Raw genomic sequence first — 25674 nt, 5'->3', positions numbered from 1 at the left:
GTATGCGCCCGGCCGCCTCCGTTCGTCAGCGCAGGGGCAAGTCGTCCGGCCCGTGGCCCAGCGAGGTGGTGCGCGGCCGCAGCCCTTCCGGCAGCAGCCCGTTGAACATCGCGCCGAGCTTCTCGATCGCCTCGCGCGCGGCGCCTTCGCCGCGGCTGATGGCCAGCAGGCCCATCAGCTCGCTGCGCATGAACCACAGCGCCTGCACGTCGGCCGCGTAGTGCACGCGCATGGCGAGCCCGGCCGAGGCCCGCCCGCCGCACGACGATGCCAGGTCGGTCATGGTCCTGCGGATTTCCTCCATCCGCTCGCGCGCCTCTTCGCGGCTCAACGCCGGGGCGCTGCTGGTACTGAACAAGGACATGAGACTGCTCCTCAAGCTCGAGTGGAACCACGTCATGCGAAAACTTCCCGTCATGGATGGCCTCCCGTGCTCGTCGTTTCGTCGCGGACATCGAGGACCTGCGCGACGGACAGGTCGGCCAGGGCGGCCGGCACGGCGGCCGGCAGCCCGAGCGCCGACAGCCGCGAAAAGGTGGAAAGGACGTGCGGCTCGCCGCCGGTGCGCGGCACGCCGAAGGTGATGCGGGCGCGGTCGTGCGGGGGCAGGCGCCCCAGCAGGTCGCGCGTGGCCAGGATCGAGCCGGCCGATCCCAGCCTGGAGAGCTGCTCCGCGCGCTGGGCCGCTTCGCCCAGCACCCGCAAGCCGCCGCCACCCAGCTCGCCGAGCCAGCCTTCGCCGGCGTCGAGGCCGCTGTTCATGAACAGCTCCACCGGCCAGGCCTTGCGCTCGCGCCAGCGCAGGGACAGGCGCTGCATCGCCTCGCGCGCTTCGTGCGCGGCCGCGAGCGCGTTCCACAGGTAGCGGTGGTCACGCTGCGCCAGGAAGCAACTCGTCATGCCTTCGTCCGGGTGCCGGGCGGGCATGCCGCCGTGGCCGCGGAAGATGGCGTCGAGCTCGTTCCAGACCTCGTCGACCAGCTCGAAGTACTCCTCGGCGCTCAGCTGCAGCCACAGGCCCGGGGCGTCCTGCAGCGAAGAGACCAGCACGGCCAGCGGCGCGAGCGAGGGGGCGCGGCGGGCGGGGACCGCGGGGGCCAACGGCGCGGCCGCCAGTGGCGCCGGCTGGAACAGGGACAGCCCGGGACCGGTGTCGGCCGAGGGCCCACGCGTCACGGGCGCAGGCGTCGGCGCCTGTGGGTTCTGCAGGTGCTCGACGATCCGCGCGATCGACCACCCTTCGCGCTTGAGGCGCTGGATCGCCTCGATGCGCTCGATGGTGTCGTCCGGGAAGTAGCCGATGCGGGGCGCCGCCCCGTCTTCGGGCCCGGGCGGCAGCACCTCCGGCCGCGGCACGAGCCCGCCGGCGATGTAGTTGTTGAGCGTGGCACGCGAGATGCCGGTTCGCTCGAGGACTTCCTTGCTGGTGAGCATGTCTGTCTAAGTGTCTAAATGAAGATTAGACAGAGTTAGACAGACTGTCAACTACTGTCCAAGTGATTTAGACAGTCAGAATGCGAAAAAACGACGAGGAGGTCTCATGTCCGAACCCACCCTCTGGTGGCTCGCTGCCGCCGCCGCAGTCGCCGTGGAGCTGGCGACAGGAACTTTCTACCTGTTGATGGTGGCCGTCGGCCTGGCCGCGGGCGCCTTGGCCGCGCATGTCGGACTGGCCCCGCCCGCGCAGATGATCGTGGCGGCCCTGGTCGGCGGCGGCGCTGTCGCGGGCTGGCACGTCGTGCGCGGTAAGCGCGACGCCCGCCCCAGGGCCGAGGCCAACAAGGACGTCAACCTCGACATCGGAGAAACCGTGCAGGTGGACGGCTGGCGGCCGGACGGGACCGCGGTGGTCAAGTACCGGGGTGCGAGCTGGACCGTCTCGGACGCCGGCACCCCGCCCCACCTGCCCGGCCCGCACCGCGTGCGCGAGGTGGTGGGCAGCCGCCTCGTTGTCGAGAAGATCTGAACGGAGAACAACCCATGACCGAGTTCGCCATCCTCCTTGTCGTCATCGCCCTGATCTTCATCTTCCGCGCCGTCAAGGTCGTGCCGCAGCAGCATGCCTGGGTCGTCGAGCGCCTGGGCAAGTTCCACGCGGCGCTCACCCCGGGGCTGAACTTCCTGGTCCCCTTCGTCGACAAGGTGGCGTACAAGCACAGCCTCAAGGAGATCCCGCTGGATGTGCCCAGCCAGGTCTGCATCACGCGAGACAACACCCAGCTGCAGGTGGACGGCATCCTGTATTTCCAGGTCACCGACCCGATGCGCGCGAGCTACGGCTCGTCCAACTACATCGTCGCCGTCACCCAGCTTGCCCAGACTTCCCTGCGCAGCGTGATCGGCAAGCTGGAGCTGGACAAGACCTTCGAGGAGCGGGACATGATCAACGCCCAAGTGGTCGCGGCGATCGACGAGGCGGCGCTCAACTGGGGCGTGAAGGTGCTGCGCTACGAGATCAAGGACCTCACGCCGCCCAAGGAGATCCTGCACGCGATGCAGCGGCAGATCACCGCCGAGCGCGAGAAGCGCGCCCTGATCGCGGCGTCCGAAGGCCGGCGGCAGGAGCAGATCAACATCGCCACGGGCGAGCGCGAGGCTTTCATCGCGCGCTCGGAGGGGGAGAAGCAGGCCGAGATCAACAAGGCGCAGGGGGAGGCCGCGGCGATCCTGGCGGTCGCCGAGGCGACCGCATCCGCCATCCGCCAGGTCGCCGACGCGATCCGCCAGCCGGGCGGCGAACAGGCCGTGCAGCTGAAGGTGGCCGAGCGCGCCGTGGACGCCTACAGCAAGGTCGCGGCCGATGCGACCACCACCCTCATCGTGCCGAGCGAGATGAGCCAGGTGTCGACGCTCATCGCGTCGGCCATGAAGATGGTGCAGGCGGGCAAGCCGGCCTGATCACCCCAGCACGATGATCCGCGCCTGCGCCGAGTTGTACGGGTCGTAGCCGATCAGCCCGCCGCGCAGCACCGCCTCCTGCTGGGAGATGATCCGCTTGCGTTGGTCCGGCGGCGCGTGCTTCATCATGGCGATGAGGTCCGGCTCGAAGCGCAGCATCACGGGCGCGGCGTACTTGGACGTCGCGTGCGGGTCGCCCGTCATCGACCACGAGATCACCAGCGAGCCGGACTCGTTCTGGTTGACCAGCGCATGCGGCGGGAAGAGGTAGCAGTACGCCGCCCAGAACTCCGCGCGGATCGGGTCGGGGATGCCGGTGCGCGGGTTCGGCCGCGTGCTCGGTGGCTGGGTGTCGGGCGCCTGGGTGCGCGAGCCGAATTTCGAATTGCGGCGCAGCGCGGAGAGGACGGATGCCGGCAGCGACTGCTGTTCGGCGGGGGGAGGCGCGGTGGGCATGACGGGCACTTCTGCGGCCCATTCTAGGAAGCCCTCGTCACAAACCACCCAGATCGTTACGGAAAGTCACATCCCCACGCCAGCCGGGGTGGCCTCAACGACCGCCGGTGTATCCCACGGCGGCCAGCGCCTTCGCCGGATGCACCAAGGTGCGGCGCCCGTCGTCGCTGCGCTCGGCCGTGGCGCGCATCACGTCCACCACATCCTTCGGCTTCAACCCCGGTTTCACCGCGAGGATCTTCGCGGCGAGGTTGGTCACCTGCGGCGCGGACATCGAGGTGCCCGAGATCGACAGGCGCGAGCCGCCCGGCACGTAGCTCTCCACCTGGTAGCCGTTGGCGTGCAGCACCACGGTGCGGCCATAGCTGGTGAACGAAGCCTCGTCCCCTGCCTTGTCGACGGCGCCCACCACCACGAGGTTCGGCAACTCGATGCCGGAGGGGTAGCTGTCGTTGAAGGTCGGGTCGTTTGCCGAGTTGCCGGCGGACGCGACGAACAGCACGTCCGGCAGCGAGGCCATCACCTCGGTGAGCGTCTTGCGCTTGGCTTCGAACCAGCGGCGCGCCAATGCACGGCGCTCGGCCACGTCCTTGCCCATGCCGCACTGCTCCAGCGCGACCTCGTAGGCACGGGGGTTGCCGCCCCAGCTCATGTTGACCACGCGGGCACCGGTGCTGCGGATGAAGTCGCCGTAGGCGCGCAGGTTGCGCTCGGACTGCAGCTCCAGCTCCTCGCTCGGGCAAGGGTCCGGCCGCAGCGTGTGCTGGAACTCGATGCGAGCGATGGCCAGCCGCGCGTACGGGTTGCCGGCCATGGCGATGCCGGCCACGTGCGTGCCGTGCTGGTAGTTGCCGTTGAGGCGGATCTCCTCGACGGTCTGCTTGTACTGGTCGGGCGCGAGATTGGACAGCAGCGCCTTCACTTCGGCGGCTTCCTTGCTGTCGACGTTGGAGACGAGGTCGGAGAAGCCCTTGCTGCGCGCCTGCAGTACCGGCAGGCGCTCTTTCAGTGCTGCGGGGAAAACGAGCAGCGGCTCGGTCGAAGGCCGCTGGCGCACGTCGAAGGCCAGCAGCGCGGGCTTGTCGCCCTGGCGCAGCAGGCGGTCGGCGAAGATATTCGTGTCGACGCCGCTGTCCCACACGACCACCGTCACCGGCTTGAAGTCGCGGCCGGGCGGCAGCGCGACGTCGCGCGCGGCCCAGATGTCGGGCTTGTCTTGCCGGTTGGCGGCAAGGTAGGCGGCGTACGCCTCGGTGAGCGCGGCCTTCAGCGGCAGCGCGTAAACGAGCGCATAGCGCGCACCGACGAGGGCGGGCGCGAGGTCGGAGCTGAGCGAGCCGCTGCGCGTGACCACGGGTTGAACCACTTCGCGCACGCGGCCGAGGGCGCCGGTCTCGCTCGCGGTTTCCACACCGGCCTTGGCCTGCTGGATCTCGTTGCGGATCGTGGCGTAAGGCAGCTTGTCCAGCTCCTCGCGCACGAGGCGTGCCACTTCCACGGCATACGCCGGGCCTTGCGTGGTGCCCGTCTTGCGCTGCGCGGCGACGATCGCACGGGTGGTCATGCCCGAGAGCAGCTTGTCCGCGGGCCGCTCCTGCAGCGCCCTCACCTGTTCCGACAGCTTCAGCGCGTCGTCGTAGCGGTTCTCCAGCATGGCCAACAAGCCGAGCAGCCCGAGCAGCGAACGCTGCGTTGCCTTCTCGGCGATGTCGTGCGTGGCCAGCACGCCTTCGATGTCGCGCTTGAGCGGCGCGGCGAAGGCTGCGAACTTCTGCGGATCGCGCACGATCGCTTCCAGCTCGCCCTGCACCGTGTACGTGAAGCGCGGCAAGTCGTCCGCGCGCTCCACCCGCTTGAGCGGCTGCTGCTGCGCGAGCGCGGAGCCCGCCACGAGTGCCGCGCACAACGCAACGAGTGCGACGCGTGCCTTCATGCCGCCTTCCTCTCGTAGCCGCGCGGGATGGCCGCCAGCAGCTGCTGCGTGTAGGGATTCGTGGGCCGCGCGTAGATCTCTTCGGCGGTCCCCCGCTCGACGATCTGGCCCTTGTTCATCACGAGGATCTCGTCGGCCATGTACTTCACCACCGCCAGGTCGTGGCTGATGAAGACGTACGTCAGGCCGAATTCCTCCTGCAGGTCCAGCAGCAGGTTCAGGACCGTGGCCTGCACGCTCACGTCGAGCGCGCTCACGCTCTCGTCGCATATCACCACCTCGGGCTTCATCGTCAGGCAGCGCGCGATCGCGATGCGCTGGCGCTGGCCGCCGGAGAACTCGTGCGGGTACTTGCCGAACGCGGTGGCGGGCAGGCCCACCTTCTCCAGCCAGCCCAGCGCCGTGCGCGCGCGGTCGTTGTCGTCCTTGCCGATGCCGTGGATGCGCATCGGCTCCATCAGGATCTGGCCGACCGTGAAGCGCGGGTTCAGGCTGGCGTACGGGTTCTGGAAGATGATCTGGATGCGGCGGCGCCAGTCGCGCAGCTGCTTGGGGTTGAGCGTGGCGAGGTCGGTGCCTTCGAACAGGATGCGCCCGGCGCTCGGGTCCGTCAGGCGCGTGAGCATCATCCCCACGGTCGTCTTGCCCGAGCCCGACTCGCCCACCACGCCCAGCGTGCGGCCCTTGTGCAGCACGAAGTCGGCCTGCTCCACGGCCGGCACTTCCTTGCGCGCGAAGAGGCCCGTCTTGAGCTTGTAGACCTTGCGCAGGCCCGACACCTCGATCAGCGGCGGCCCGTCGATCGGCTTGGGCTCCCGCTCGGTCGTGGCAAGCGGCCTGTTGTTCACGATGTCGTCGATCACCGGAAGCCGGCGCGGGCGCGCGTCGAGGCGGGGGCGGCACGCGAGCAACGCACGCGTGTACGAGTCCTGCGGCGCGCTGAAGATCTGGCCGGTGTCGCCGGCCTCGCGCACGATGCCGTTGCGCATCACGATGACATGCTTCGCGATCTCGCCCACCAGCCCGAGGTCGTGGCTGATGAACAGCATGCTCATTCGGTGCTTTTCCTGCAGCTTCGCCATCAGGTCGACGACCTGGCGCTGCACCGTCACGTCGAGCGCCGTGGTCGGCTCGTCGGCGATCAGCAGCTTGGGCTCGCACGCGATCGCCATGGCGATCATCACGCGCTGCTGCTGGCCACCGGAGAGCTCGTGCGGATACGCGTTGACGCGTGCCTTCGGCTCGGGGATGCCCACTTCGGCGAGCAGTTCCTCGGCGCGCGCGAGCGCCTGGCGCGGCGTCATGTTCATGTGGATGCGCAGCACTTCGGCGATCTGCTCACCGACGGTGAACACAGGGTTCAAGGAACTCATCGGCTCCTGGAACACCACCGACATGTCCTTGCCGCGCAGCTCGCGCATGCGCTCCACGGGCAGTTTCAGCAGGTCGTGGCCGCCGTACATCACGCGGCTTTCGGCCGGGATGATGGCGTTGTCCGGCAGAAGGCGCACGATGCTCATCGCGCTCACGCTCTTGCCGGAGCCCGACTCGCCCACCAATGCGACGGTGGTGTTCTCCGGGATGTCGAACGAGACGCCCTTGACGGCGTCGAACACTTCGTCCTTGCCCACGCGGAAGGACACGCGCAGGTCGCGCACTTCAATCAAATTGCTCATGGTGCGTCCGTCCTAGCGCAGCTTGGGGTCGAGCGCGTCACGCAGCGCATCGGTCAACAGCGCGAACGCCGTCACGAAAGTGGCCATGAAGGCCGTGGCCGCCACGAGCTGCCACCACTTGCCCAGCACCAGCTCGGTCTGCGACTCGGCCAGCATCGTGCCCCAGCTGACCATGTCGATCGGCACGCCCAGGCCCAGGAAGGACAGGATCACCTCGGCTTTGATGAAGCTCACCACGTGCAGCGACAGCTGCACCAGCACCACGTGGCTCACGTTCGGCAGGATGTGCACGAACATGCGCGACATGTGGGTGGCGCCGATCGCCTCGGCCGCGCGCACGTACTCGCGGTTGCGGTGCTTGATGTACTCCGCGCGTACCAGCCGGTAGATGCCGGTCCAGCCCACGATGCCGAGGATGATGACCACCGGCGCGATCGAGCTCGAGAATACCTTCCCCATCGGCCCGTACTTGAACACCGCCGCCAGCGCGAAGATCAGCAGGATGTAGGGGATGGACGTGAAGACGTTGTAGACCCACTCGAGGAAGTCGCCGACCTTGCCGCCGAAGTAGCCGGCGAGCGCGCCCAGCAGCGTCCCGATGATGGTGGCGAGGAAGGCGGCCGCGATGCCGACCATGATCGACACCTGCGCGCCCTTCACCGCCTTTTCCAGCACGTCGCGGCCGATGCGGTCGCCGCCGAAAGGCAGCGTCGCGGCCTTGACGGTGTCGACGGTCTTCACACGCGAGGCGCGCTCGTTCCAGTCCTTGTAGTAGGGCGCGAGCGGGTCGACGTCGGACAGGTCCACGTTCGGCAGCTTCGGGCCTTCGGCCTTGGCGGCCTCCTTCGCATCGGCACCGACGAAGGTCGGCGGCGCGAACGGCTCGCCCACTTCGCGCTGCCACTGGCCGGCCAGCAGGCCCACCTGCGCGAGCAGCACCATCACCAGGAACACGCCCACGATGCACAGGGACACCATGCCCACGCGGTCGTCGCGCAGCCGGTTCCAGGCCTGCGCCCAGACGTTGGGCGACTTGGGCAGCGCCACGGCCACTTCCGCCGTGGGCATCTCGAAGTTTTCCGCCTCGGCGGCGGGAAGGTTGGTCGTCGCCACGTTCATTTCAGCACCACTCGCGGATCGACGAACTTGTAGAGCACATCGGTCATGAGGTTGATCACCATGGTCAGCGCGGCCAGGTAGATCGTCACGGCCTGGATCACGGGGAAGTCGCCGCGGCCCACGGCGGCATAGACCTCACGTCCGAGGCCCGGGATGGAGAAGAACACCTCGATGAGGAACGAGCCGATGAACACGCCCGGCAGCTGCGTGGCCACGTTCGTGAGGATCGGGATCATCGCGTTGCGCAGCACGTGCTTGAACAGGATGGTGTTCTCGCTCACGCCCTTGGCGCGCGCCGTGCGCACGTAGTCGTGGCCGATCTCGTCGAGGAAGAAGCTGCGGTACAGGCGCGTGTGCGGCGCCAGGCTCACCAGCACCGCCAGCAGCACCGGCAGCGGCGCGTACACCATCAAGTTGGTCAGCGTGCTGGCCGTCCAGCCCTGCACCGGGAACCACCCGAGCCGGAAAGCGAACAGGTACTGGCCGATGATGATGTAGACGAGGAAGCTGATCGACAGCGCGATGGTGCTGATGATCATCACGGCCCGGTCCGTGAGGCTGCCGCGCACATAGGCGACGGCCATGCCCGCCACGATGGCCAGCCCGACCTCCAGCACCAGGATCGGCACCATGATCGTCAGCGTGGCCGGCAGGCGGGTGGCGAAGATGTTGGCCACCGTCTCCTTGGTGGCCCAGCTGGCGCCCCAGTCGAAGGTGACGACTTTCAGGACGAACAGCCACAACTGCTCGACGACCGGCTTGTCCAGGCCGAGCTGGCGCCGGATCGAGTCGATCTGCTCCTGCGTGGCCTGCAGGCCGCCCAGGATCTCCGCCGGGTCGTCGCCGAAGTACTTGAAGAGGAAGAAGACGAGGAGGATGACCCCGGCCAGGGTAGGGATCATCTGGAGGACGCGCCTCAGGACGTAGGACAACATTCTTTCGTTCGATTTTCCGGCTTGCCGCTTGTGGCGGGCCCGGATTTAGGGGAAACCGCTCGTACCGCGGGTCTGGGCGCGCATTATGCTTGCGGGTTCGCGATCCCGTATAGGTGTTTCCAAGCATGAAGACCCGCACCTGGGCGCAGGCCATCAGCCTGTGCCTGGCAATGGGCGCCGCCTACCCCACAGGCGCCCAGGCACCCTCCCCCACGCCCGCACCCGAGAAGGTGCTGCGCTACGCATTCCAGGTGTCCGAGACCGGGTTCGACCCGGCGCAGACCAACGACCTCTATTCGGCGTACGTCATCGCCCATGTCCTGGAGGCGCCGTACGAGTACGACTACCTGGCGCGCCCGGCCAAGGTGGTGCCCAACCTCGCCGAGGCATTGCCGGAGGCTTCCGCGGACTTCCGCACCTTCACGTTCCGCCTGCGGCCCGGCATCTACTTCAACGACGACCCCGCGTTCGGCGGCAAGCGCCGCGAAGTGACGGCTGCGGACGTGGTGTATTCGTGGAAACGCTTCTACGACCCGAAGAACAAGAGCCCGAAGTTCACCAGCATGGCCGAGGAAAAAGTCCTCGGGATGGACGAAATCCGCAAGAAGGCGGAGGCGTCGGGCAAGTTCGACTACGACACCGAGGTCGACGGCATCCGCGCCCTGGACAAGTACACGGTGCAGTTCAAGCTGGCCGAGCCGCGCCCCCGGTTCATCTACAACCTCGCCGACCCCGCGCACCTGGGGTTGATGGCGCGCGAGGTGGTGGAGAAGTACGGCGACAAGATCATGGAGCACCCGGTCGGGACGGGCCCCTTCATGCTCGAGGAGTGGCGCCGCGCCTCGCAGACCGTGCTGGTGCGCAACCCGAACTTCCGCGAGAAGCGCTTCGACAGCGTTGGCGTGGACGAATCGGGCCGCGCCATCGCCGCCAAGCTCAAGGGCAAGCGCCTGCCGCTGATCGACAAGGTCATCGTCTCGATCATCGAAGAGCCGCAGCCGCGCTGGCTGGCCTTCCTCAACGGCGAGCACGATTTCATGGAGCGGCTGCCGATCAACTTCGCGACCACGGCCATCCCCAACAACCGGATCGCGCCCAACCTCGCCAAGAAGGGCATCGGCATGGAGCAGTCGCTGGCCAGCGACTTCACCGTGTCGTACATGAGCATGACGCACCCCGTCACCGGCGGCTACACGCCGGAGAAGGTGGCGCTGCGCCGCGCGATCGCGCTGGCCCTGAACAGCGAGGAAGAGATCCGCCTGCCGCGCCGCGGCCAGGCCATCGTTGCCCAGGGCTTCGTCATGCCCAACACCACGCTGTACGACCCGAAGTACCGCTCCGAAATGGGCACGCACGACCGCGCGCGCGCCATGGCCCTGCTGGACATGTTCGGCTACGTCGACAAGGACGGCGACGGCTGGCGCGACATGCCCGACGGCAAGCCGCTGGTGCTGGAGTACGACACGCTCTCGCGCGCCGACTACCGCGAGCTCGACGAGATCATGAAGAAGAACCTCGATGCGGTGGGCATCAAGCTCGTGCACCGCATCGGCCAGTGGCCCGAGCAGCTGCGCAACTCGCGTGCCGGCAAGCTGATGATGTGGGGCTACGGCAATTCGGCCACCACGCCCGACAGCGGGACGGTGCTTTCGTTCGGCTACAGCAAGCAGGCGGGCCAGCAGAACCATGCGCGCTTCGCGAACGCGCGCTTCGACGAGCTGTACCTGAAGCAGCTGAACATGCCCGACGGGCCCGAGCGCCGCGCCGTCATCGACGAGGCGCAGAAGATCCTCGTGGCCTACATGCCGTACAAGCTGAAGGTGCACCGCATCCTCACCGACATGTGGCAGCCGTGGGTGGCGGGCTACAAGCGCCACCCGTTCCGCCGCGACTTCTGGCAGTTCATCGACATCGACGCCGCGCAGCAGGCGAAGTCCGGCTCCGGCAACCACTAGCGTCATGGCCTCCAGACTCCAAAGATGGGCGCTCGCGGCCGCGTGCGCGCTGTTCGTCGCCGTGCCCGCCGCGCATGCGGAAAAGGTGCTGCGCTACGCGTTCCAGGTGGCCGAAACGGGTTTCGATCCGCCGCAGCTGTCGGACCTGTATTCGCGCATCGTCACCGGCCACATCTTCGAATCGCTCTACACCTACGACTACCTCGCCCGCCCGGCGAAGGTGGTGCCGCAGCTTGCCGACGGCATGCCCGTGGTATCGGCGGACTTCCGCACGTGGACGGTGAAACTGCGGCACGGCATCTACTTCGCGGACGACCCTGCATTCGGCGGCCGCAAGCGCGAGGTGGTGGCGCAGGACTTCGTCTACACCTACAAGCGCTTCTTCGACCCGAGGAACAAGAGCCCGTCGCTCAGCACGCTGCAGGAAGAGAAGATCCTTGGCCTCGATGCGCTGAACAAGCGCGCGCAGAAAGAAGGCAGATTCGATTACGACAGCGAGATCGAAGGCCTGCGTGCGCTCGACAGGTACACCATCCAGTTCAAGCTGGCCGACCCGAAGCCTCGCTTCATCTACAACCTGGCCGGCAGCGACCTGGTTGGCGCCGTGGCGCGCGAGGTCGTGGAGAAGTACGGCGACGCGATCATGGAGCACCCGGTGGGCACCGGCCCGTTCAAGCTGCACGCCTGGCGCCGGTCATCGGAAATCACCCTGGTGCGCAACCCGACGTACCGCGAGGTGTACTTCGAGGGCGAGCCGCCGGCGGGCGATGCTTCGTCGCAAGCCATCGCGAAGATGCTCAGGGGCAAGCGCCTGCCGCTCATCGACAAGGTCATCATCTCCATCATCGACGAGCCGCAGCCGCGCTGGCTGGCCTTCCTCAACGGCGAGCACGACTTCATGGAGCGGTTGCCGCAGAACTTCGCCACCCACGCCATCCCGAACAACAAGCTTGCGCCCAACCTGGCCAAGCGCGGCATCCACATGGAGCGCGTGCAGCTGTCGGACATCACGATGATCATGTTCAACATGGACAACGCGGTGGTCGGCGGCTACACGCCCGAGAAGGTGGCGCTGCGAAGGGCCGTCGCGCTGGCCACGAACAACGAGGAAGAAGTCCGGCTGCCGCGCCGCGGCCAGGCGCTGGTGGCGCAGGGTTACGTCATGCCCAACACGAAGAGCTGGGACCCGAACTTCCGCTCCGAGATGGGCACGTTCGACCGGGCCAAGGCGACGGCGCTGCTCGACATGTTCGGCTACGTCGACAAGGACGGTGACGGCTGGCGCGACCTGCCCGACGGCAGCCCGCTGGTGCTGCAGTACGACACGCTCGCCCGCGCCGACTATCGCGAGCTCGACGAGGTCCTGAAGAAGAACCTCGATGCGGTGGGCATCCGTATCAACATGCGGGTCGGCAAGTGGCCCGAGCAATTGCGCGCCGCGCGCGCGGGCAAGCTGATGATGTGGAGCGTGGGCCTGCAGGCCAGCACGCCCGACAGCGCGCAGGTGCTGGACCGCGGTTACAGCGGCTCCGTCGGCCAGGGCAATCTCGCGCGTTTTCGCAACGCGAAGTTCGACTCGCTGTACGAGAAGCAGGGCCTGATGCCCGACGGGCCCGAGCGCGACAAGGTGATCCGCGATGCCGAGCGCATCCTCATCGCCTACATGCCCTACAAGACGCGCGTGCACCGCATTGGCACGGACCTGATGCAGCCCTGGCTGGTGGGTTACAAGCGCCATCCGGCCTCCAACGACTTCTGGCAGTTCGTCGACATCGACGAGTCGAAGCTGCCGCACGCCAAGCAATGAGACGCCTCCTCTTCATCGCCATTTGCGCGCTGGCTTTCATCGCGCCCGCCGCGCACGCGCAGGAAAAAGTCCTGCGCTACGCCTTCCCCATCGCCGAGACGGGGTTCGATCCGCCGCAGCTGTCGGACTTGTATTCCCGCATCATCACCGCGAACATCTTCGACGCGCTGTACGGCTACGACTACCTCGCGCGGCCCGCGAAAGTGCGGCCGGTCCTTGCCGAGGCCCTGCCCGAGGTCTCGCCGGACTACAAGACCTTCACCGTGCGCATGCGCAGGGGCATCTACTTCGCCGACGACCCGGCGTTCGGCGGCAGGAAGCGCGAAGTGACCGCGCAGGACGTCGTCTACACGATCAAGCGGGTGATGGACCCCGCTGTCCGCAGCCCGCAGGTGAGCAGCTGGGCGGAGGACGGCATCCTCGGCCTGGCGGACCTGCGCACCAAGGCGAAGGACGCACCGTTCGACTACAACAGCGAGATCCCCGGCCTGCGGGCGCTGGACCGCTACACGGTGCAGTTCAAGCTGGCCGAGCCGCGACCGCGCTTCGTGATGACGTTGGCCGACCCCGGCATCGGCGGCATCGTGGCGCGCGAAGTGGTGGAGAAGTACGGCGACAAGATCATGGAGCACCCGGTGGGCACCGGGCCCTTCATGCTCAAGGAGTGGCGCCGCTCGTCGAAGATCGTGCTGGTGCGCAACCCGGGCTACCGGGAGGTGTACTACGACGCCGAGCCGAACCCGAAGGACCCGGAGTCGGTGCGGATCGCCGCGATGATGAAGGGCAAGCGCCTGCCCATGATCGACCGCGTGGAGATCTCGATCATCGACGACCCGCAGCCGCGCTGGCTGTCGTTCCTGAACCGGGAACACGAGCTGATGGAGCGCCTGCCCGAGAACTTCGCGACGCACGCCATCCCGAACAACAGGATCGCGCCGAACCTCGCGAAGCTGGGCATCCAGATGGAGCGCGTGCCGCTGTCGGACATCCGCTTGCTGTATTTCAGCATGACGCACCCGGTGGTCGGCGGCTACACACCGGAGAAGGTGGCGCTGCGCCGCGCGGTCGCGCTGGCGATGAACGCGGACGAGGAAGCGCGCCTGGCGATGCGCGGCCAGGCCATGATCGCGCAAGGGTTCGTGATGCCCAACACGGCGAGCTTCGACCCCGACTTCCGCTCCGAGATGGGCACCTTCGACAAGGCCAAGGCCATCGCGCTGCTGGACATGTTCGGCTATGTCGACAAGGACGGCGACGGCTGGCGCGACCTGCCGGACGGCAAACCCCTCGTGCTCGTCTACGACACGCTCTCGGCCGCGGACTACCGCGAGCGCGACGAGGTGATGAAGAAGAACCTCGACGCGATCGGCATCAAGCTGGAGCTGCGCATCGGCAAGTGGCCCGAGCAGCTGCGCAGCTCGCGCGCGGGCAAGCTGATGATGTGGGGTTACGGCCTGTCGGCGAGCTCGCCCAACAGCGGCCCGGTGCTGGCCATGGGCTACAGCAAGCAGGTGGGCGGGCAGAACCACTCGCGCTTTTCCAACAAGAAGTTCGACGAGCTGTACGAGCGCATCCAGCTGATGCCCGACGGCGCCGAACGCGACGCGCTGATCAAGGAAGCCCAGCGCATCCTCATTGCCTACATGCCGATCAAGGTGCGCGTGCATCGCATCGGCACCGACCTGATGCAGCCTTGGCTCATCGGCTACAAGCGCCATCCCAACGCGCGAGAATTCTGGCAATACGTCGACATCGACACCACCAAGCTCCCGACGAAGAAATGACAACCATGAAGAAGACCGCCTCCCACCTTGCTGTGGCGCTTGCCTTGGCTTTCGCGCTGCCGTTGCAGGCCGCCGTCGTGCCGCCCGGCACGCAGCTGCACGCCACGCAGACGCTGATCCGCAACAACGGCAGCGAGCCGGAGACGCTGGACCCGGCGGTGGCCGAGTCCGTCGGCGCCAACAACATCACGCGCGACCTGTTCGAGGCGCTCACCGCGGTGGACGCGGACGGCAAGACGGTGCCCGGCGTCGCCGAGAGCTGGAAGCAGACCAATGCCACCACGTGGGTCTTCAAGCTGCGCCAGAACGCGAAGTGGTCCAACGGCGACCCCGTGACGGCCGAAGACTTCGTCTACGGCATCCGCCGCTTCCTCGACCCGAAGACCGCGTCCAACTACTCGTCCACGTACGGCGTGTTCCTGCTCAACGGCGCCGAGATCGCCGCCGGCAAGAAGCCCAACACCGAAGCGGGCGTGAAGGCCATCGACAAGTTCACGCTCGAAGTGAAGACGCCCTACCCGGTGAGCTTCCTGCCCGCGCTGATGTCGAACAACAACCTCGGCGCGGTGCACAAGGCCAGCGTCGAGAAGCACGGCAAGGACTGGACCAAGCCCGGCAACCTGGTGGGCAACGGCGCGTACGTGCTGAAGGAATGGCAGCCGAACAACAAGGTGGTGCTGGAGAAGAACCCGCAGTACTGGGACGCGAAGAACGTGCAGCTCACGCGCGTCACGTACCTGCCGGTGGAGGACGGCTTCGCCGACATCAAGCTCTACGAGGCCGGCCAGAACGAGTGGGTGTACCAGCTGCCCCCGGGCACCTACGAGAAGCTGAAGCAGCAATACCCCAAGGAGATCCGCAACGCGCCGATGCTGGGCCTGCGCTACTACTCCTACCAGAACAAGGACGCCGCGTTCAAGGACGTGCGCGTTCGCAAGGCGCTCTCCATGGTGCTGGACCGCGACATCCTCGCCCAGAAGATCACCGCCGACGGCCAGACGCCGTCCTACGGCCTGATCGTCAAGGGCATGGAAGGCGCCGACATGGTGGAGTACGACTGGGCGAAGTGGCCGATGGCCAAAAAGGTCGAGGAGGCGAAGAAGCTGCTGAAGGAAGCGGGCGTCGCGCCCGGCACCAAGTACGCCTTCGCGTACAACAACAGCGAGTACCACAAGAAGATGGCGATCTTCGCGCAGAGCGAGTGGAAGACCAAGCTGGGCCTGAACATCGAGCTGGAAGCGATGGAGTTCAAGGTGCTGCTCAAGCGCCGCCACGACGGCCAGTTCCAGATCGCGCGCAACGGCTTCATCGCCGACTACAACGACGCCACCAACTTCCTGGCGCTCGTGCGCTGCGATTCGGACCAGAACAACAACCACAACTGCAACCGCGACGCCGAGAAGATCATCAAGGAGGCGGAGCACAGCGACGACCCGGCCAAGCGCAAGGAGATGCTGACCAGGGCCACGAAGATGATCATGGACGACTACCCCATGATCCCGCTGGTGCAGTACTCGCTGCCCCGGCTGGTAAAATCGTACGTCGGCGGGTATTCGCTGCAGAACGCGCAAGACCGCTTCCGCAGCAAGGACCTGTACATCATCAAGCACTGACGCCGGGCCGAACGCCCGCGTCATCCGCAGCCCCGCGTTACCCCGCGGGGCTGTTTGCATGGGGACTCTCCACGAAATGTGGTCGTATACCTTACGCCGGGTACTCATCACGGTGCCCACCCTGCTGGCTGTCATCACGGCGGCCTACATGCTGCTGCACCTCGCGCCGGGCGGGCCGTTCGACAGCGAACGCGTCGTCTCCGAGGCCGTGCTGGCCAACCTGAACGCCAAGTACGGGCTGGACCAGCCGCTTTGGAAGCAGTACCTCATTTACCTGAACGGCCTGCTGCACGGCGACCTGGGTGCGTCGTTCCGGTACGCGGATTGGTCGGTCAATGAGCTCGTGGCGAAGGCGCTGCCCGTGTCGCTCGCGATCGGCGGCACGTCGCTCCTGATCTCGATCGTGCTGGGAGTGGCGCTGGGCATCTTCGCGGCGCTGCGGCAGAACAGCGTGGCGGACTACGGGCTGATGCTCGTCTCCAACCTGGGCAGCGTGGTGCCGTCGTTCGTGATCGGGCCGGTGCTGATCCTCGTGTTCGCTGTCTGGCTGAAGTGGCTGCCGGCGGGCGGCTGGGAAGAATTCGCGCCCGCGTACATGGTGCTGCCCGTGGCGCTGCTCACGTTCATCAACATCGCGACCATCGGGCGCGTGATGCGCGGCAGCCTGATCGAGGTGATGCACAGCAACTTCATCCGCACGGCCCGCGCGAAGGGCCTGCCGACGCGTGTGGTGGTGATGCGGCATGCGATCAAGCCGGCGCTGCTGCCGGTGGTGTCGGTGCTGGGGCCTCTTGCGATTTCCTCGATCACGGCGGCGCTCGTGACCGAGACGGTGTTTTCGCTGCCGGGCATCGGCAAATTGATTGTGAACGGTGCCGGCAACCGCGACTACACGCTCGTCCTTGGACTCGTCGTCCTGATCACCGTGATCGCGGTGGCTTTGAACCTGCTGGTGGATTTGGCATATGCAGCTCTCGATCCCAAAATCCGCTATTGAGCTGCCGGCGGTTCCTGGCCGCAGCCCGTGGAGCGACGCGAAGCGGCGCTTCATTCGCAACCGCGCGGCCGTGGCTTCCGTGATCATCCTCGCCATCATTGCGCTGGCCTGCATCATCGGCCCCTGGGTGCTGCCGCACGGCTTCGACACCGCCGACTGGGACGCGATGACGCTTCCCCCGACGCTGAAGAACGCGCACTGGTGGGGCACCGACGAATCGGGCCGCGACCTGCTGGTGCGCTGCCTGATCGGCGGGCGCATCTCGCTGATGGTGGGCCTGCTCGCGACGCTGGCTTCGGTCGCGCTCGGCATCGTGTGGGGCGCCACCGCCGGCTTCATCGGCGGCCGCGTCGACAGCTTCATGATGCGCTTCGTCGACATGATGTACGCCATCCCCTACCTGCTGATCGCGATCCTGCTGGTCACGCTGCTCGGGCGCGAGTTCTACCTCGTGGTGCTTGCCATCACGGCGTTCTCGTGGATGGACACCGCGCGCGTGGTCCGCGGCCAGACACTGTCCCTGCGTTCGCGCGAATTCGTCGAGGCGGCGCGCGCCATCGGCGTGCCAACGCGCAGGATCATCTCCACGCATATCGTGCCCAACCTGCTGGGCATCGTTGCGATCTACACCACCGTGACCATCCCCGGCGTGATCCTCACCGAGTCCGTGCTCTCGTTCCTCGGCCTCGGCATCCAGGAGCCCATGACCAGCTGGGGCGTGCTGATCCACGACGGCACCAAGGTGATGGAAGTGGCGCCATGGCTGCTGCTCTTCCCGGGCGTGCTGCTGTCGGTGACGCTGTACTGCTTCAACTTCATCGGCGACGGCCTGCGGGACGCGCTGGACCCCAAGGAACGCTGATGAGCGCCCTTCTCGACGTGCGCGACCTCGGCGTGCGCTTCAACACACCCGACGGCGAAGTCAACGCCGTCAACGGCCTGAGCTTCAGCGTCCGCCCCGGCCAGACGCTGGGCATCGTCGGCGAAAGCGGCTCCGGCAAGAGCCAGAGCATGCTCGCGCTGATGGGCCTGCTCGCCGCCAACGGGCGCGCCACCGGCAGCGCCACGTACCGCGGCGAAGACCTGCTGGCGATGAAGCCGAAGCGCCTGAACGAGATCCGCGGCGACCGCATCGCCATGATCTTCCAGGACCCGATGACGTCGCTCAACCCGTATCTCACGGTGGAGCGGCAGATGACCGAGGTGCTGGAGTTCCACAAGGGCCTCTCGCGCAAGAGCGCGCTTTCGCTCGCCATCAACACGCTGGAGCAGGTGCGCATCCCCGACGCCGCGCGCCGCATCCGCATGTACCCGCACGAGTTCTCCGGCGGCATGCGCCAGCGCATCATGATCGCGATGGCCCTGCTGTGCCAGCCGGACCTCCTGATCGCCGACGAGCCGACCACCGCGCTCGACGTGACGGTGCAGGCGCAGACGATGGCGCTGCTGCGCGACCTGCAGAAGGAGTTCGGCACCGCCATCATCCTCATCACGCACGACCTCGGCGTGGTGGCGGGACTTTGCGACGACGTGATGGTCCTCTACGGCGGCCGTGTGATGGAGCAAGGCAGCGCCGAGAAGATCTTCTACAAGCCGACCCATCCCTACACCATCGGCCTGCTCGGCGCCGTGCCGCGGCTGGACCACACGGGCGAAACGCTCACCGCCATCCCGGGCACGCCGCCGAACATGCTGCGCATGCCGCAGGGCTGCCCGTTCAGCGAGCGCTGCACGTTTGCGATGGAGCAGTGCAGGACCGACCGGCCGCCGCTCGTGGCGGCCAACGACCCGGGCGTGCTGCGTGCGTGCCACAAGACGGCCGACGACATCGCGGTCCACATGGCTGGAGTACGTTGATGCAGGCCGATCGCCAACCTCTCCTCTCGGTCAACGACCTGCGCGTGGGCTTCAAGGTCCGCGGCGAAAGCAAGGCGCCCTGGTCCCCCGGCAAACTGCTGCAGGCCGTCGCCGGCGTGAGCTTCGACCTCATGCCCGGCGAGACGCTGGGCATCGTCGGCGAGTCCGGCTGCGGCAAGTCCACGCTCGCGCGTGCGCTGCTCAACCTCGTGCCGGCGCAGTCGGGCTCCATCAAGTTCAACGGCAACGAGATGCGCGGCGCCTCCGCCGCCGCCTGGCAGAAGATGCGCCGCGACGTGCAGATGGTCTTCCAGGACCCGCTGGCCTCGCTCGACCCGCGCATGAACATCCTGCAGGTCGTCGCGGAGCCGCTGCGCACGCACGAGCCCGGCCTGCCGAACGACGAGGTCCTCGCGCGCGTGAAGGCCGTGCTCAAGCGCGTCGGCATGAACGACGAGCACCTCTACCGCTACCCGCACGAGTTCTCCGGCGGCCAGTGCCAGCGCATCGGCATCGCGCGCGCGCTCGTGCTGCGGCCGAAACTGATCATCTGCGACGAGCCCGTGTCCGCGCTCGACGTGTCGATCCAGGCGCAGATCATCAACCTGCTGAAGGAACTGCAGCGCGAGATGGGCCTGTCGCTCGTCTTCATCGCGCACGACCTCGCCGTGGTCCGCCATGTCAGCCAGCGCGTGCTGGTGATGTACCTGGGCCGCGTGATGGAGCTGTCCGAGAAGGAAGCGCTCTACGCCGCGCCCAAGCACCCGTACACGCAGGCGCTGCAGTCGGCGGTGCCGATCCCCGACCCGAAGCTCGAACGCGCCAAGGTCATCCAGCTGCTGCAGGGCGAGATCCCCTCCCCGATCAACCCGCCTTCGGGCTGCGTGTTCCGTTCGCGCTGCCCCAAGGCGTTCGACCGCTGCCCGGTGGAGGTGCCGCCGCTCGTGCGCGTGGACGAAAGGAGCGAGGCGGCTTGCCTGCTCTACACGTAAAACTGGCGAACGTCTTCTCGCTGCCGCAGGACGACCTGCTGCGCGACCGTACCTATCGGCGCCTGTGGCTGTCGATCCTGATCAGCTCGTTCGGCGCGCAGATCACCATGCTGGCGCTGCCGCTCACGGCCGCCGTGATGCTGCAGGCCACGCCCACGCAGATGGGCCTGCTCACCGCGATGGAGATCGCGCCCTTCGTGCTGTTCTCGCTGCCCTCGGGTGTGTGGCTCGACCGCGTGAAGAAGCTGCCGGTGTACATCGCGGGTGAGGCATTGGTGGCGTGCATCCTCGCGACGGTGCCGCTCGTGTGGTGGCTGGGTGCGCTGAACATGCCGTACCTGTACTTCGTGGCGTTCGTCATCGGCTGCGTGTTCGTGACGGCGGGCACCGCGGCGCAGATCGTGCTGACGCAGGTGGTGCCGAGAGCGCGGCTCGTCGATGCGCACGCGAAGAACGCGCTCGCAGGTGCGATCGCCGACGTGACTGGCCCCGGTGCCGCGGGCGCATTGATCCGCCTCGTCGGCGCGCCGCTCGCACTGCTGGCCGATGCCTTCCTGCTCGGCGCCAGCGTGTGGATCCTGCGCGGCCTGAAGATCGAGGAGCCGCCGCATGCGATCGTGCGCGCGCCCTTCTGGCCATCGCTGAAGGAAGGCGTGCGCTTCGTCGCCGGCGTGCGCCTGCTGTGGGTGATGGCCGCGCTCGTGGGCACGTGGCAGCTGTGCCATCACGGCGCGATGGTCGTGCAGATCCTGTATGCGACGCGCGAGCTCGGCCTCAACGAGAAGGAAGTCGGCCTCTGCTACATCGGGCTGGGTGTGGGTACCGTTGCGGCCGGCGCCTTTGGCCCGAAAGTCGCGAGGCGCATCGGCGTCGGCAACACCTTGCTCCTCGGCTTTGCCATCTGCGGCATCGGCTGGCTGCAGCTCGCCGCGATCCAGTCGAAGTTCTGGGGCACGATGGCCTTCGTGACCATGCTGCTTTGTTTCGGCATGGGCGCCGTGCTCATCTTCATCAACTTCCTCGCGCTGCGCCAGGCCGTCACCCCGCAGCACCTGCTCGGGCGAATGACCAGCACGATGCGGTGGCTGATCCTGATCCCGGCCGCGCCCGGCGCCCTAATCGGTGGATGGCTCGGCGAGCACTTCGGCTTGCGTTGGGCGCTCGCGGCGGGCGGAGTCGGTTCGCTCTCGCTCGCGGTCGCCGCCTATGCGCTCAGCTCGCTGCGCCACCTGCGCGAGCTGCCCGCCAAACCGCACGAACTGCAGGCGGCCTAGGCTTCGACCGTGGCCAGCGCCTCGTCGAAGGTGCGCAGCCAGTCCCCGTGCGACCGCCACTCCTGGTGGCTGCGCCCGAACGCCACGCAGCGCGCGTGGTGGCGCTGCGGGTCGGCGATGACTTCCTCGGCGAGCTGCCGCAGGTTGCCAAGGGCGCCGTTGAAGAGCAGGCCTTCCGAGAGCCTGCGCACGCCCGCCGGCCAGGGCCATGAGCACGCCGCGAGGAACGACGTGCGGCAGGCGATGGCGCGCAGCGTGCGGTCGTGCACCGAGTCGAACGCGGGCGCGACGTCGACGATGCCCCAGCCCGAGTAGTAGAGGTGCTCGTTGTCCGCGGCCTTGCCCGCGGGGTGGAACTGGTGCCGCGGGTTGCCGCGCGCCGCGTGCCGCTCCCAGCCGCGGCCGTACACCCGCAGCGGGACGTCGGCGAGCTCGTCGAGCACGTGTTCCGAAAGGACGTTGCGGTAGGTCTTGTCCAGCTCGTCGTGGAGGCTGTGCGCCATGGACGTGGCGTCGACGCCCGGGATGCGCGCGACCAGCGCACCGATGTCGCGCTCGGCGAGCACGTGGTCGATGACCTCGTGATGGTCGGTGGGCCGGCCGGTGCGAAGCGCCGCGCGGATCGCTTCCACGCAGTCCGCCAGCAGCGTGTACAGCGGCCTGGGAAAGCGCTCGCGCCACTGCTGCAGCGTGAGCTCGACGTCGTCGAGGTTCTTCGGGAACACGAACCAGTCGCCCTCCGGCGGCAGGAACCTCGCCTTGCGGTACACGACGACGGGGTCGATCGTTTCCGCGCGGTGGGTGCGCGGGAAATGCCGGTTCGCATAGCGCGCGAACGACGCGGCTCCGTACCAGTGACGCACGTGCGTGGACTGCGCGGCATGGTTGGGCGGCATGTGGCAGGGGTGGTCGCCGTGGATGCAGAACAGGGGCAGTTCCAGCTCGTCCCAGATGCAGGGACCGCCGGTTTTGCGTGCAAACGCGGAGCCGACACCCTGCCATGCGAGAACGTAGTCCAGGCCCCGGGCCATGGCCGTTTCCAGCGCGGTGCGGAACGTGGCCCCCAGCGGGATCACCACGACGTCGCGCCCGCACGCTTCGAACTCGAGCTTCAGCGCCGCGTTGAACGCGGTGAACGGGTCGTTCTCCGCGTCGGCCCAGTTGAGCAGCCCGATGGTCATGGTGCTGTCCATACTGGGCACGGCACCCCCGCAGCGTCAACGCGACCTTCGTCTTGCCCCAAGGAAAAAGGGCTGCCGAAGCAGCCCTTTTCGAAGTTGCCGAACCTTGCGGATCAGAACTTGGCCTTCACGCCGATGCGGAAGAAGCGGCCGATCGCGCCCGAGTAGTCGAGCGGGTTGTAGCCGATGGCGCCGTAGGTCTCCGGATCGTACGGCGGCTTCTTGTCGGTCAGGTTCTGGATGGAACCGTAGACCTCGAAGCGGTCGTTGATCTTGTAGTTGCCGGAGATGTCCAGCGTCCAGAACGAAGCCACCTTGCAACCGGCCGGGATCGAGCGGCCACCGGCGATCGCGGCGGACCAGCAGGGCTGGCCTTCCTCGTCGATGCCGTTGAAGCTGCCGCGGTAGTTCACGACACCGGCCAGGCGCCAGCGGCCCATGTCCCAGGCGGTCGTGAACTGGATGCGGTCGCGGGGCGAGCCGATGCAGTTGGTGATGTGGCAGTCGCCGTGCGTGCCGGCGTACTCGTGCACGGTGCCGTTGGCGTCGGTCACGCGCTGCTTGAGCAGGTGCGTCCAGGTCAGGCCGAAGTTCAGGCGGCCCCAGCCCTGGCCGAGGTCCCAGCGGTGCTTGGCGTCGAGGTCGATGCCGCGCGTGAGGGACTGCGACGTGTTCTGGAAGCGCACGAAGCCCACCAGGATGCCGCCGGGGTCGGCCGCCGTCACCTTGGTCGAGGGGTCACGCGTCAGCTGGCCGTTGTTGATGGCCTGCTGCGGGTCTTCGATGACGGGCAGGCCCGTGCGCTTGATCTCCCACCAGTCCAGCGTGACGCTCGACTTCGGGGTGATGTCCCACACGCCGCCGACCGTCCAGTTCGTGGACTTCTCGGCCTCGAGGCTGGGGTTGCCCTGCTGCACGAACGTGGGGGCCACGCCAAGGCAGTTGGACGACGGCACGCCGGTGCCCGCGCAACGCGCGTTGTCGTTGACGGTGGCGCCACCGAACGCGGCGATCGACTGGATGCCGTTCTCGGTGAAGGACGGGGCGCGGAAGCCCTTGGCGTACGTGGCACGCAGCGCCAGGTTGTCCAGCGCCTTGACCTTGCCGCCGACCTTCGGCGTGACGGAGCTGCCGGCGTCGGAGTAGTGGTCGTAACGCAGGGCGGCGTTCAGCTCGATGCGCTTGGTGACCGGGAAGTTGCCTTCCGTGTACACCGCCCAGATGTCGCGCTCGCCGCCGTACTTGGTGAGGGACAGGCCGATGTAGTTGCCCAGGCCCGTGTAGAACGGCAGGTTGGACATCTCGTGGCGGTATTCCGCGCCGACCGCGACGCCGATCGGGCCGCCGCCGAGCATGCCGAACTCGCGCGTGAGCTTGCCGTCGATGCCGTACATGCGCGAGACGCCGTCACGCGTCTGGTCCTGCAGCAGCGCCTGGTACAGCGCCGGGGAGTTCAGGCCGGCGTTCTCGCCGATGCGCCACACCGTGCCCGCGGGCAGCGCGGCGTAGGCGGCGCTGGCGGCGCGCGCGGCGTCCACGTTGGCCGTGGTCGGGTTCAGCAGCGCGTTCTTGACGGCGACGTTGATCCGCTTCTCGGCGGTGTCGGTCTGCTTGGCCTCCGAGTAGAACAGGCCCGTGTCGTAGTCCCAGTTCCAGACGCGGCCCTTCAGCGAGGCCAGCGCGCGGAACGTGCTGCTCTCCGACGACGTCACCAGCGGGCCGAAGCCGGGCTCCAGCGACGGGTTGTAGGAGATGCGCGCGGCCGTGCCGAAGTACGGGTTGTCCGGGTGCGCCGCGCCGATCAGCGTGGCGGCCTGCGAGATGGGCACGCCGGAAGGCGTGTTCACGGCGCTGCTGGGCGTGGTGCCGGTGTTCTGGATGCGCGACTCGGCGTGGTAGTAGCTCAACTCGACGGCCAGTTCCGTCTCGGCGTTGATCTGCTTGGCGAAGCGCGTGAACAGGTTGTAGTTCTTGAAGTCCGGCTGGACCTGGCCCACTTGCTGCCAGATGTCCGTGACGCAGCCGCCCATCGGGTTGTTCTGCGGCAGGTTGGCCATCTGGTTGCAGAAGGCCTGCGCGCCGGGCTGGGCACGCGTGAAGCCGTTGGCGGCCGTCGGCGCCTCGCCACGGCTGTAGTAATCCAGCGTCGTGGGGTTGCGCACGGAGCCGATGATCGACTGCGTGACCGAGTTGTTCACGCGCGCGCCGGACGCGGTGTTCGCGATCCAGCCGTTGCCGCCGATGCGGGCCAGGTTGTTGCTGGAGCCGTTGGGGTCGAACCCGTCGGTGTACTTGGGGTTGCCGATGGCGGACACGCCCACCATGCCGCGGCCCACGCGGTCACGGTAGTAGATGGCGTCCTTCTTGCTGGCGTCCAGGTTGACCAGCCAGTTCCAGCCGTCCTTGTCCATGTCGCCGCGGCCGTGCATCAGGCTGATCTTCGGCTCGTCGCCGTCGCCCTTCTGCGAGGCGCCGTACTGCGCCTTGATCTGCGTGCCCTGGAAGTTCTTGCGCAGGATGATGTTCACCACGCCGGCCACGGCGTCGGAGCCGTAGATGGCGGACGCACCGTCCTTCAGCACTTCGACGCGCTCGACCGCGTCGAGGGGGATGGTGTTCAGGTCGACGTACGTGCGCTGCGCGTCGTCGGCCAGCACCGCGGCGGCGGCACGGCGGCCGTTGATCAGCACCAGGGTGGCGTTGGCACCCAGGCCGCGCAGCGAGATGCCGGCGGACGTGGCGCCGGAGAAGCCGCGGCCGTACGTGAACGGCACGGAGCCTTGCGCGTCGGCCGTGAGGGTCTGCAGGTATTCGGCGACGTTCGCCTTGCCCGAGTTCTCGATCTCCTCGCGGGTGATCACCTGCACGGGCGACGGCGTCTCCGTGTCGGTGCGGCGGATGTTCGTGCCCGTGACCTCGACGCGTTGCAGCGACTGCCCTTGCTGCTGCGCGAACACCTGCGGTGCCGCGAACAGCGACGCCGTGCCGCACAGCGCCACGAGGACGGCGCGAGACACGTCGGTCTGCCGGAATTTCCTCATTTCTTTCATGAATCTCTTCTCCAAAACCAATTACCCGAAAGACTCAGAGCGGTGGCCCCTCATCACGCATGGTGGTGGCGACGAACGCATGTTCTGCGCATGTCGCCGTACCAGCCGGTCACTCTTACATACAAGTTCGCGACGGTCACTTGGCAG

General features: G+C 67.4%; 20 protein-coding genes. 11 read left to right on the top strand and 9 right to left on the bottom strand.

What is annotated here, in order from left to right:
* Positions 1-25 precede the first annotated feature (25 nt).
* The gene (locus tag H8R02_RS07785; protein WP_187080818.1) at positions 26-364 is read right to left on the bottom strand and encodes a hypothetical protein; all 339 of its coding nucleotides are present in this window, start codon (positions 362-364) and stop codon (positions 26-28) included.
* Between the two features lie 50 nt (positions 365-414).
* Positions 415-1434, bottom strand: a complete 1020-nt coding sequence (locus tag H8R02_RS07780) for a MerR family transcriptional regulator (RefSeq protein ID WP_187080817.1) — start codon at positions 1432-1434, stop codon at positions 415-417.
* A gap of 106 nt (positions 1435-1540) precedes the next feature.
* Here H8R02_RS07780 and H8R02_RS07775 point away from each other — a divergent pair, with 106 nt between their 5' ends.
* Positions 1541-1966 carry an NfeD family protein gene (locus H8R02_RS07775; RefSeq protein WP_187080816.1) on the top strand — a complete coding sequence of 142 codons (426 nt, stop codon included), beginning with the start codon at positions 1541-1543 and terminating at the stop codon, positions 1964-1966.
* Between the two features lie 14 nt (positions 1967-1980).
* A complete protein-coding gene (locus H8R02_RS07770; protein ID WP_187080815.1) occupies positions 1981-2898 on the top strand; it encodes an SPFH domain-containing protein in 918 nt (305 codons plus the stop codon).
* Here H8R02_RS07770 and H8R02_RS07765 read toward each other — a convergent pair whose 3' ends face one another.
* The 5 genes from H8R02_RS07765 to H8R02_RS07745 all read right to left on the bottom strand — a co-directional run bounded on the left by H8R02_RS07765 (position 2899) and on the right by H8R02_RS07745 (position 9017).
* Complete coding sequence (locus H8R02_RS07765; RefSeq protein WP_187080814.1) at positions 2899-3354, bottom strand: hypothetical protein; 456 nt, start codon at positions 3352-3354, stop codon at positions 2899-2901.
* A 94-nt stretch (positions 3355-3448) separates the two neighbouring features.
* Positions 3449-5287 carry a S8 family serine peptidase gene (locus H8R02_RS07760; protein WP_187080813.1) on the bottom strand — a complete coding sequence of 613 codons (1839 nt, stop codon included), beginning with the start codon at positions 5285-5287 and terminating at the stop codon, positions 3449-3451.
* Positions 5284-6963: an ABC transporter ATP-binding protein gene (locus H8R02_RS07755; RefSeq protein ID WP_187080812.1), complete on the bottom strand. Its 1680-nt coding sequence runs from the start codon at positions 6961-6963 to the stop codon at positions 5284-5286. Before H8R02_RS07755 ends, H8R02_RS07760 begins: the two co-directional genes overlap by 4 nt.
* 12 nt (positions 6964-6975) lie before the next feature.
* Positions 6976-8031 carry an ABC transporter permease gene (locus H8R02_RS07750; RefSeq protein WP_187081110.1) on the bottom strand — a complete coding sequence of 352 codons (1056 nt, stop codon included), beginning with the start codon at positions 8029-8031 and terminating at the stop codon, positions 6976-6978.
* Positions 8032-8078: 47 nt separating this feature from the next.
* Positions 8079-9017 (bottom strand): ABC transporter permease, encoded by a 939-nt coding sequence (locus H8R02_RS07745; protein ID WP_187080811.1) that lies wholly within the window; start codon positions 9015-9017, stop codon positions 8079-8081.
* Between the two features lie 125 nt (positions 9018-9142).
* Here H8R02_RS07745 and H8R02_RS07740 point away from each other — a divergent pair, with 125 nt between their 5' ends.
* The 9 genes from H8R02_RS07740 to H8R02_RS07700 all read left to right on the top strand — a co-directional run bounded on the left by H8R02_RS07740 (position 9143) and on the right by H8R02_RS07700 (position 21296).
* Positions 9143-10972 carry an ABC transporter substrate-binding protein gene (locus H8R02_RS07740; RefSeq protein ID WP_187080810.1) on the top strand — a complete coding sequence of 610 codons (1830 nt, stop codon included), beginning with the start codon at positions 9143-9145 and terminating at the stop codon, positions 10970-10972.
* A gap of 4 nt (positions 10973-10976) precedes the next feature.
* A complete protein-coding gene (locus H8R02_RS07735) occupies positions 10977-12779 on the top strand; it encodes an ABC transporter substrate-binding protein (RefSeq protein ID WP_187080809.1) in 1803 nt (600 codons plus the stop codon).
* The gene (locus H8R02_RS07730) at positions 12776-14563 is read left to right on the top strand and encodes an ABC transporter substrate-binding protein (RefSeq protein WP_187080808.1); all 1788 of its coding nucleotides are present in this window, start codon (positions 12776-12778) and stop codon (positions 14561-14563) included. Before H8R02_RS07735 ends, H8R02_RS07730 begins: the two co-directional genes overlap by 4 nt.
* Before the next feature lie 5 nt (positions 14564-14568).
* Positions 14569-16176: a peptide ABC transporter substrate-binding protein gene (locus H8R02_RS07725; protein ID WP_187080807.1), complete on the top strand. Its 1608-nt coding sequence runs from the start codon at positions 14569-14571 to the stop codon at positions 16174-16176.
* A 76-nt stretch (positions 16177-16252) separates the two neighbouring features.
* A complete protein-coding gene (gene oppB / locus H8R02_RS07720; protein WP_187080806.1) occupies positions 16253-17173 on the top strand; it encodes an oligopeptide ABC transporter permease OppB in 921 nt (306 codons plus the stop codon).
* A complete protein-coding gene (locus H8R02_RS07715) occupies positions 17142-18035 on the top strand; it encodes an ABC transporter permease (RefSeq protein WP_187080805.1) in 894 nt (297 codons plus the stop codon). Before oppB ends, H8R02_RS07715 begins: the two co-directional genes overlap by 32 nt.
* Positions 18035-19030, top strand: coding sequence for an oligopeptide/dipeptide ABC transporter ATP-binding protein (locus H8R02_RS07710; protein WP_187080804.1), 996 nt, complete (start codon positions 18035-18037; stop codon positions 19028-19030). The genes H8R02_RS07715 and H8R02_RS07710 overlap by 1 nt, the downstream gene beginning before the upstream one ends.
* Entirely contained in the window at positions 19030-20022 is a 993-nt protein-coding gene (locus H8R02_RS07705; RefSeq protein WP_187080803.1) for an oligopeptide/dipeptide ABC transporter ATP-binding protein, read from the top strand. Before H8R02_RS07710 ends, H8R02_RS07705 begins: the two co-directional genes overlap by 1 nt.
* The gene (locus H8R02_RS07700) at positions 20004-21296 is read left to right on the top strand and encodes an MFS transporter (protein WP_187080802.1); all 1293 of its coding nucleotides are present in this window, start codon (positions 20004-20006) and stop codon (positions 21294-21296) included. Before H8R02_RS07705 ends, H8R02_RS07700 begins: the two co-directional genes overlap by 19 nt.
* Here the strand turns inward: H8R02_RS07700 and H8R02_RS07695 are convergent.
* Both H8R02_RS07695 and H8R02_RS07690 read right to left on the bottom strand, forming a co-directional pair.
* Positions 21293-22477: a hypothetical protein gene (locus H8R02_RS07695; RefSeq protein ID WP_187080801.1), complete on the bottom strand. Its 1185-nt coding sequence runs from the start codon at positions 22475-22477 to the stop codon at positions 21293-21295. The genes H8R02_RS07700 and H8R02_RS07695 overlap by 4 nt on opposite strands.
* Positions 22478-22590: 113 nt before the next feature.
* A complete protein-coding gene (locus tag H8R02_RS07690) occupies positions 22591-25527 on the bottom strand; it encodes a TonB-dependent receptor (RefSeq protein WP_187080800.1) in 2937 nt (978 codons plus the stop codon).
* Positions 25528-25674: the final 147 nt, after the last annotated feature.

The sequence above is a fragment of the Ramlibacter albus genome (assembly GCF_014297445.1).
Lineage (GTDB): Bacteria > Pseudomonadota > Gammaproteobacteria > Burkholderiales > Burkholderiaceae_C > Ramlibacter > Ramlibacter albus.
This window is presented reverse-complemented; position numbering and strand designations above follow the sequence as displayed.

Bases quoted from the DNA above. Each gene is read 5' to 3' on its own strand.
- H8R02_RS07755 (WP_187080812.1), bottom strand. From the start codon at position 6,963: ATGAGCAATTTGATTGAAGTGCGCGACCTGCGCGTGTCCTTCCGCGTG.
- H8R02_RS07760 (WP_187080813.1), bottom strand. From the start codon at position 5,287: ATGAAGGCACGCGTCGCACTCGTTGCGTTGTGCGCGGCACTCGTGGCG.
- H8R02_RS07725 (WP_187080807.1), top strand. From the start codon at position 14,569: ATGAAGAAGACCGCCTCCCACCTTGCTGTGGCGCTTGCCTTGGCTTTC.
- H8R02_RS07775 (WP_187080816.1), top strand. From the start codon at position 1,541: ATGTCCGAACCCACCCTCTGGTGGCTCGCTGCCGCCGCCGCAGTCGCC.
- H8R02_RS07740 (WP_187080810.1), top strand. From the start codon at position 9,143: ATGAAGACCCGCACCTGGGCGCAGGCCATCAGCCTGTGCCTGGCAATG.
- H8R02_RS07785 (WP_187080818.1), bottom strand. From the start codon at position 364: ATGTCCTTGTTCAGTACCAGCAGCGCCCCGGCGTTGAGCCGCGAAGAG.
- H8R02_RS07770 (WP_187080815.1), top strand. From the start codon at position 1,981: ATGACCGAGTTCGCCATCCTCCTTGTCGTCATCGCCCTGATCTTCATC.
- H8R02_RS07745 (WP_187080811.1), bottom strand. From the start codon at position 9,017: ATGTTGTCCTACGTCCTGAGGCGCGTCCTCCAGATGATCCCTACCCTG.
- H8R02_RS07765 (WP_187080814.1), bottom strand. From the start codon at position 3,354: ATGCCCACCGCGCCTCCCCCCGCCGAACAGCAGTCGCTGCCGGCATCC.
- H8R02_RS07750 (WP_187081110.1), bottom strand. From the start codon at position 8,031: ATGCCCACGGCGGAAGTGGCCGTGGCGCTGCCCAAGTCGCCCAACGTC.
- oppB (WP_187080806.1), top strand. From the start codon at position 16,253: ATGTGGTCGTATACCTTACGCCGGGTACTCATCACGGTGCCCACCCTG.
- H8R02_RS07695 (WP_187080801.1), bottom strand. From the start codon at position 22,477: ATGACCATCGGGCTGCTCAACTGGGCCGACGCGGAGAACGACCCGTTC.
- H8R02_RS07730 (WP_187080808.1), top strand. From the start codon at position 12,776: ATGAGACGCCTCCTCTTCATCGCCATTTGCGCGCTGGCTTTCATCGCG.
- H8R02_RS07710 (WP_187080804.1), top strand. From the start codon at position 18,035: ATGAGCGCCCTTCTCGACGTGCGCGACCTCGGCGTGCGCTTCAACACA.
- H8R02_RS07715 (WP_187080805.1), top strand. From the start codon at position 17,142: ATGCAGCTCTCGATCCCAAAATCCGCTATTGAGCTGCCGGCGGTTCCT.
- H8R02_RS07690 (WP_187080800.1), bottom strand. From the start codon at position 25,527: ATGAAAGAAATGAGGAAATTCCGGCAGACCGACGTGTCTCGCGCCGTC.
- H8R02_RS07735 (WP_187080809.1), top strand. From the start codon at position 10,977: ATGGCCTCCAGACTCCAAAGATGGGCGCTCGCGGCCGCGTGCGCGCTG.
- H8R02_RS07780 (WP_187080817.1), bottom strand. From the start codon at position 1,434: ATGCTCACCAGCAAGGAAGTCCTCGAGCGAACCGGCATCTCGCGTGCC.
- H8R02_RS07705 (WP_187080803.1), top strand. From the start codon at position 19,030: ATGCAGGCCGATCGCCAACCTCTCCTCTCGGTCAACGACCTGCGCGTG.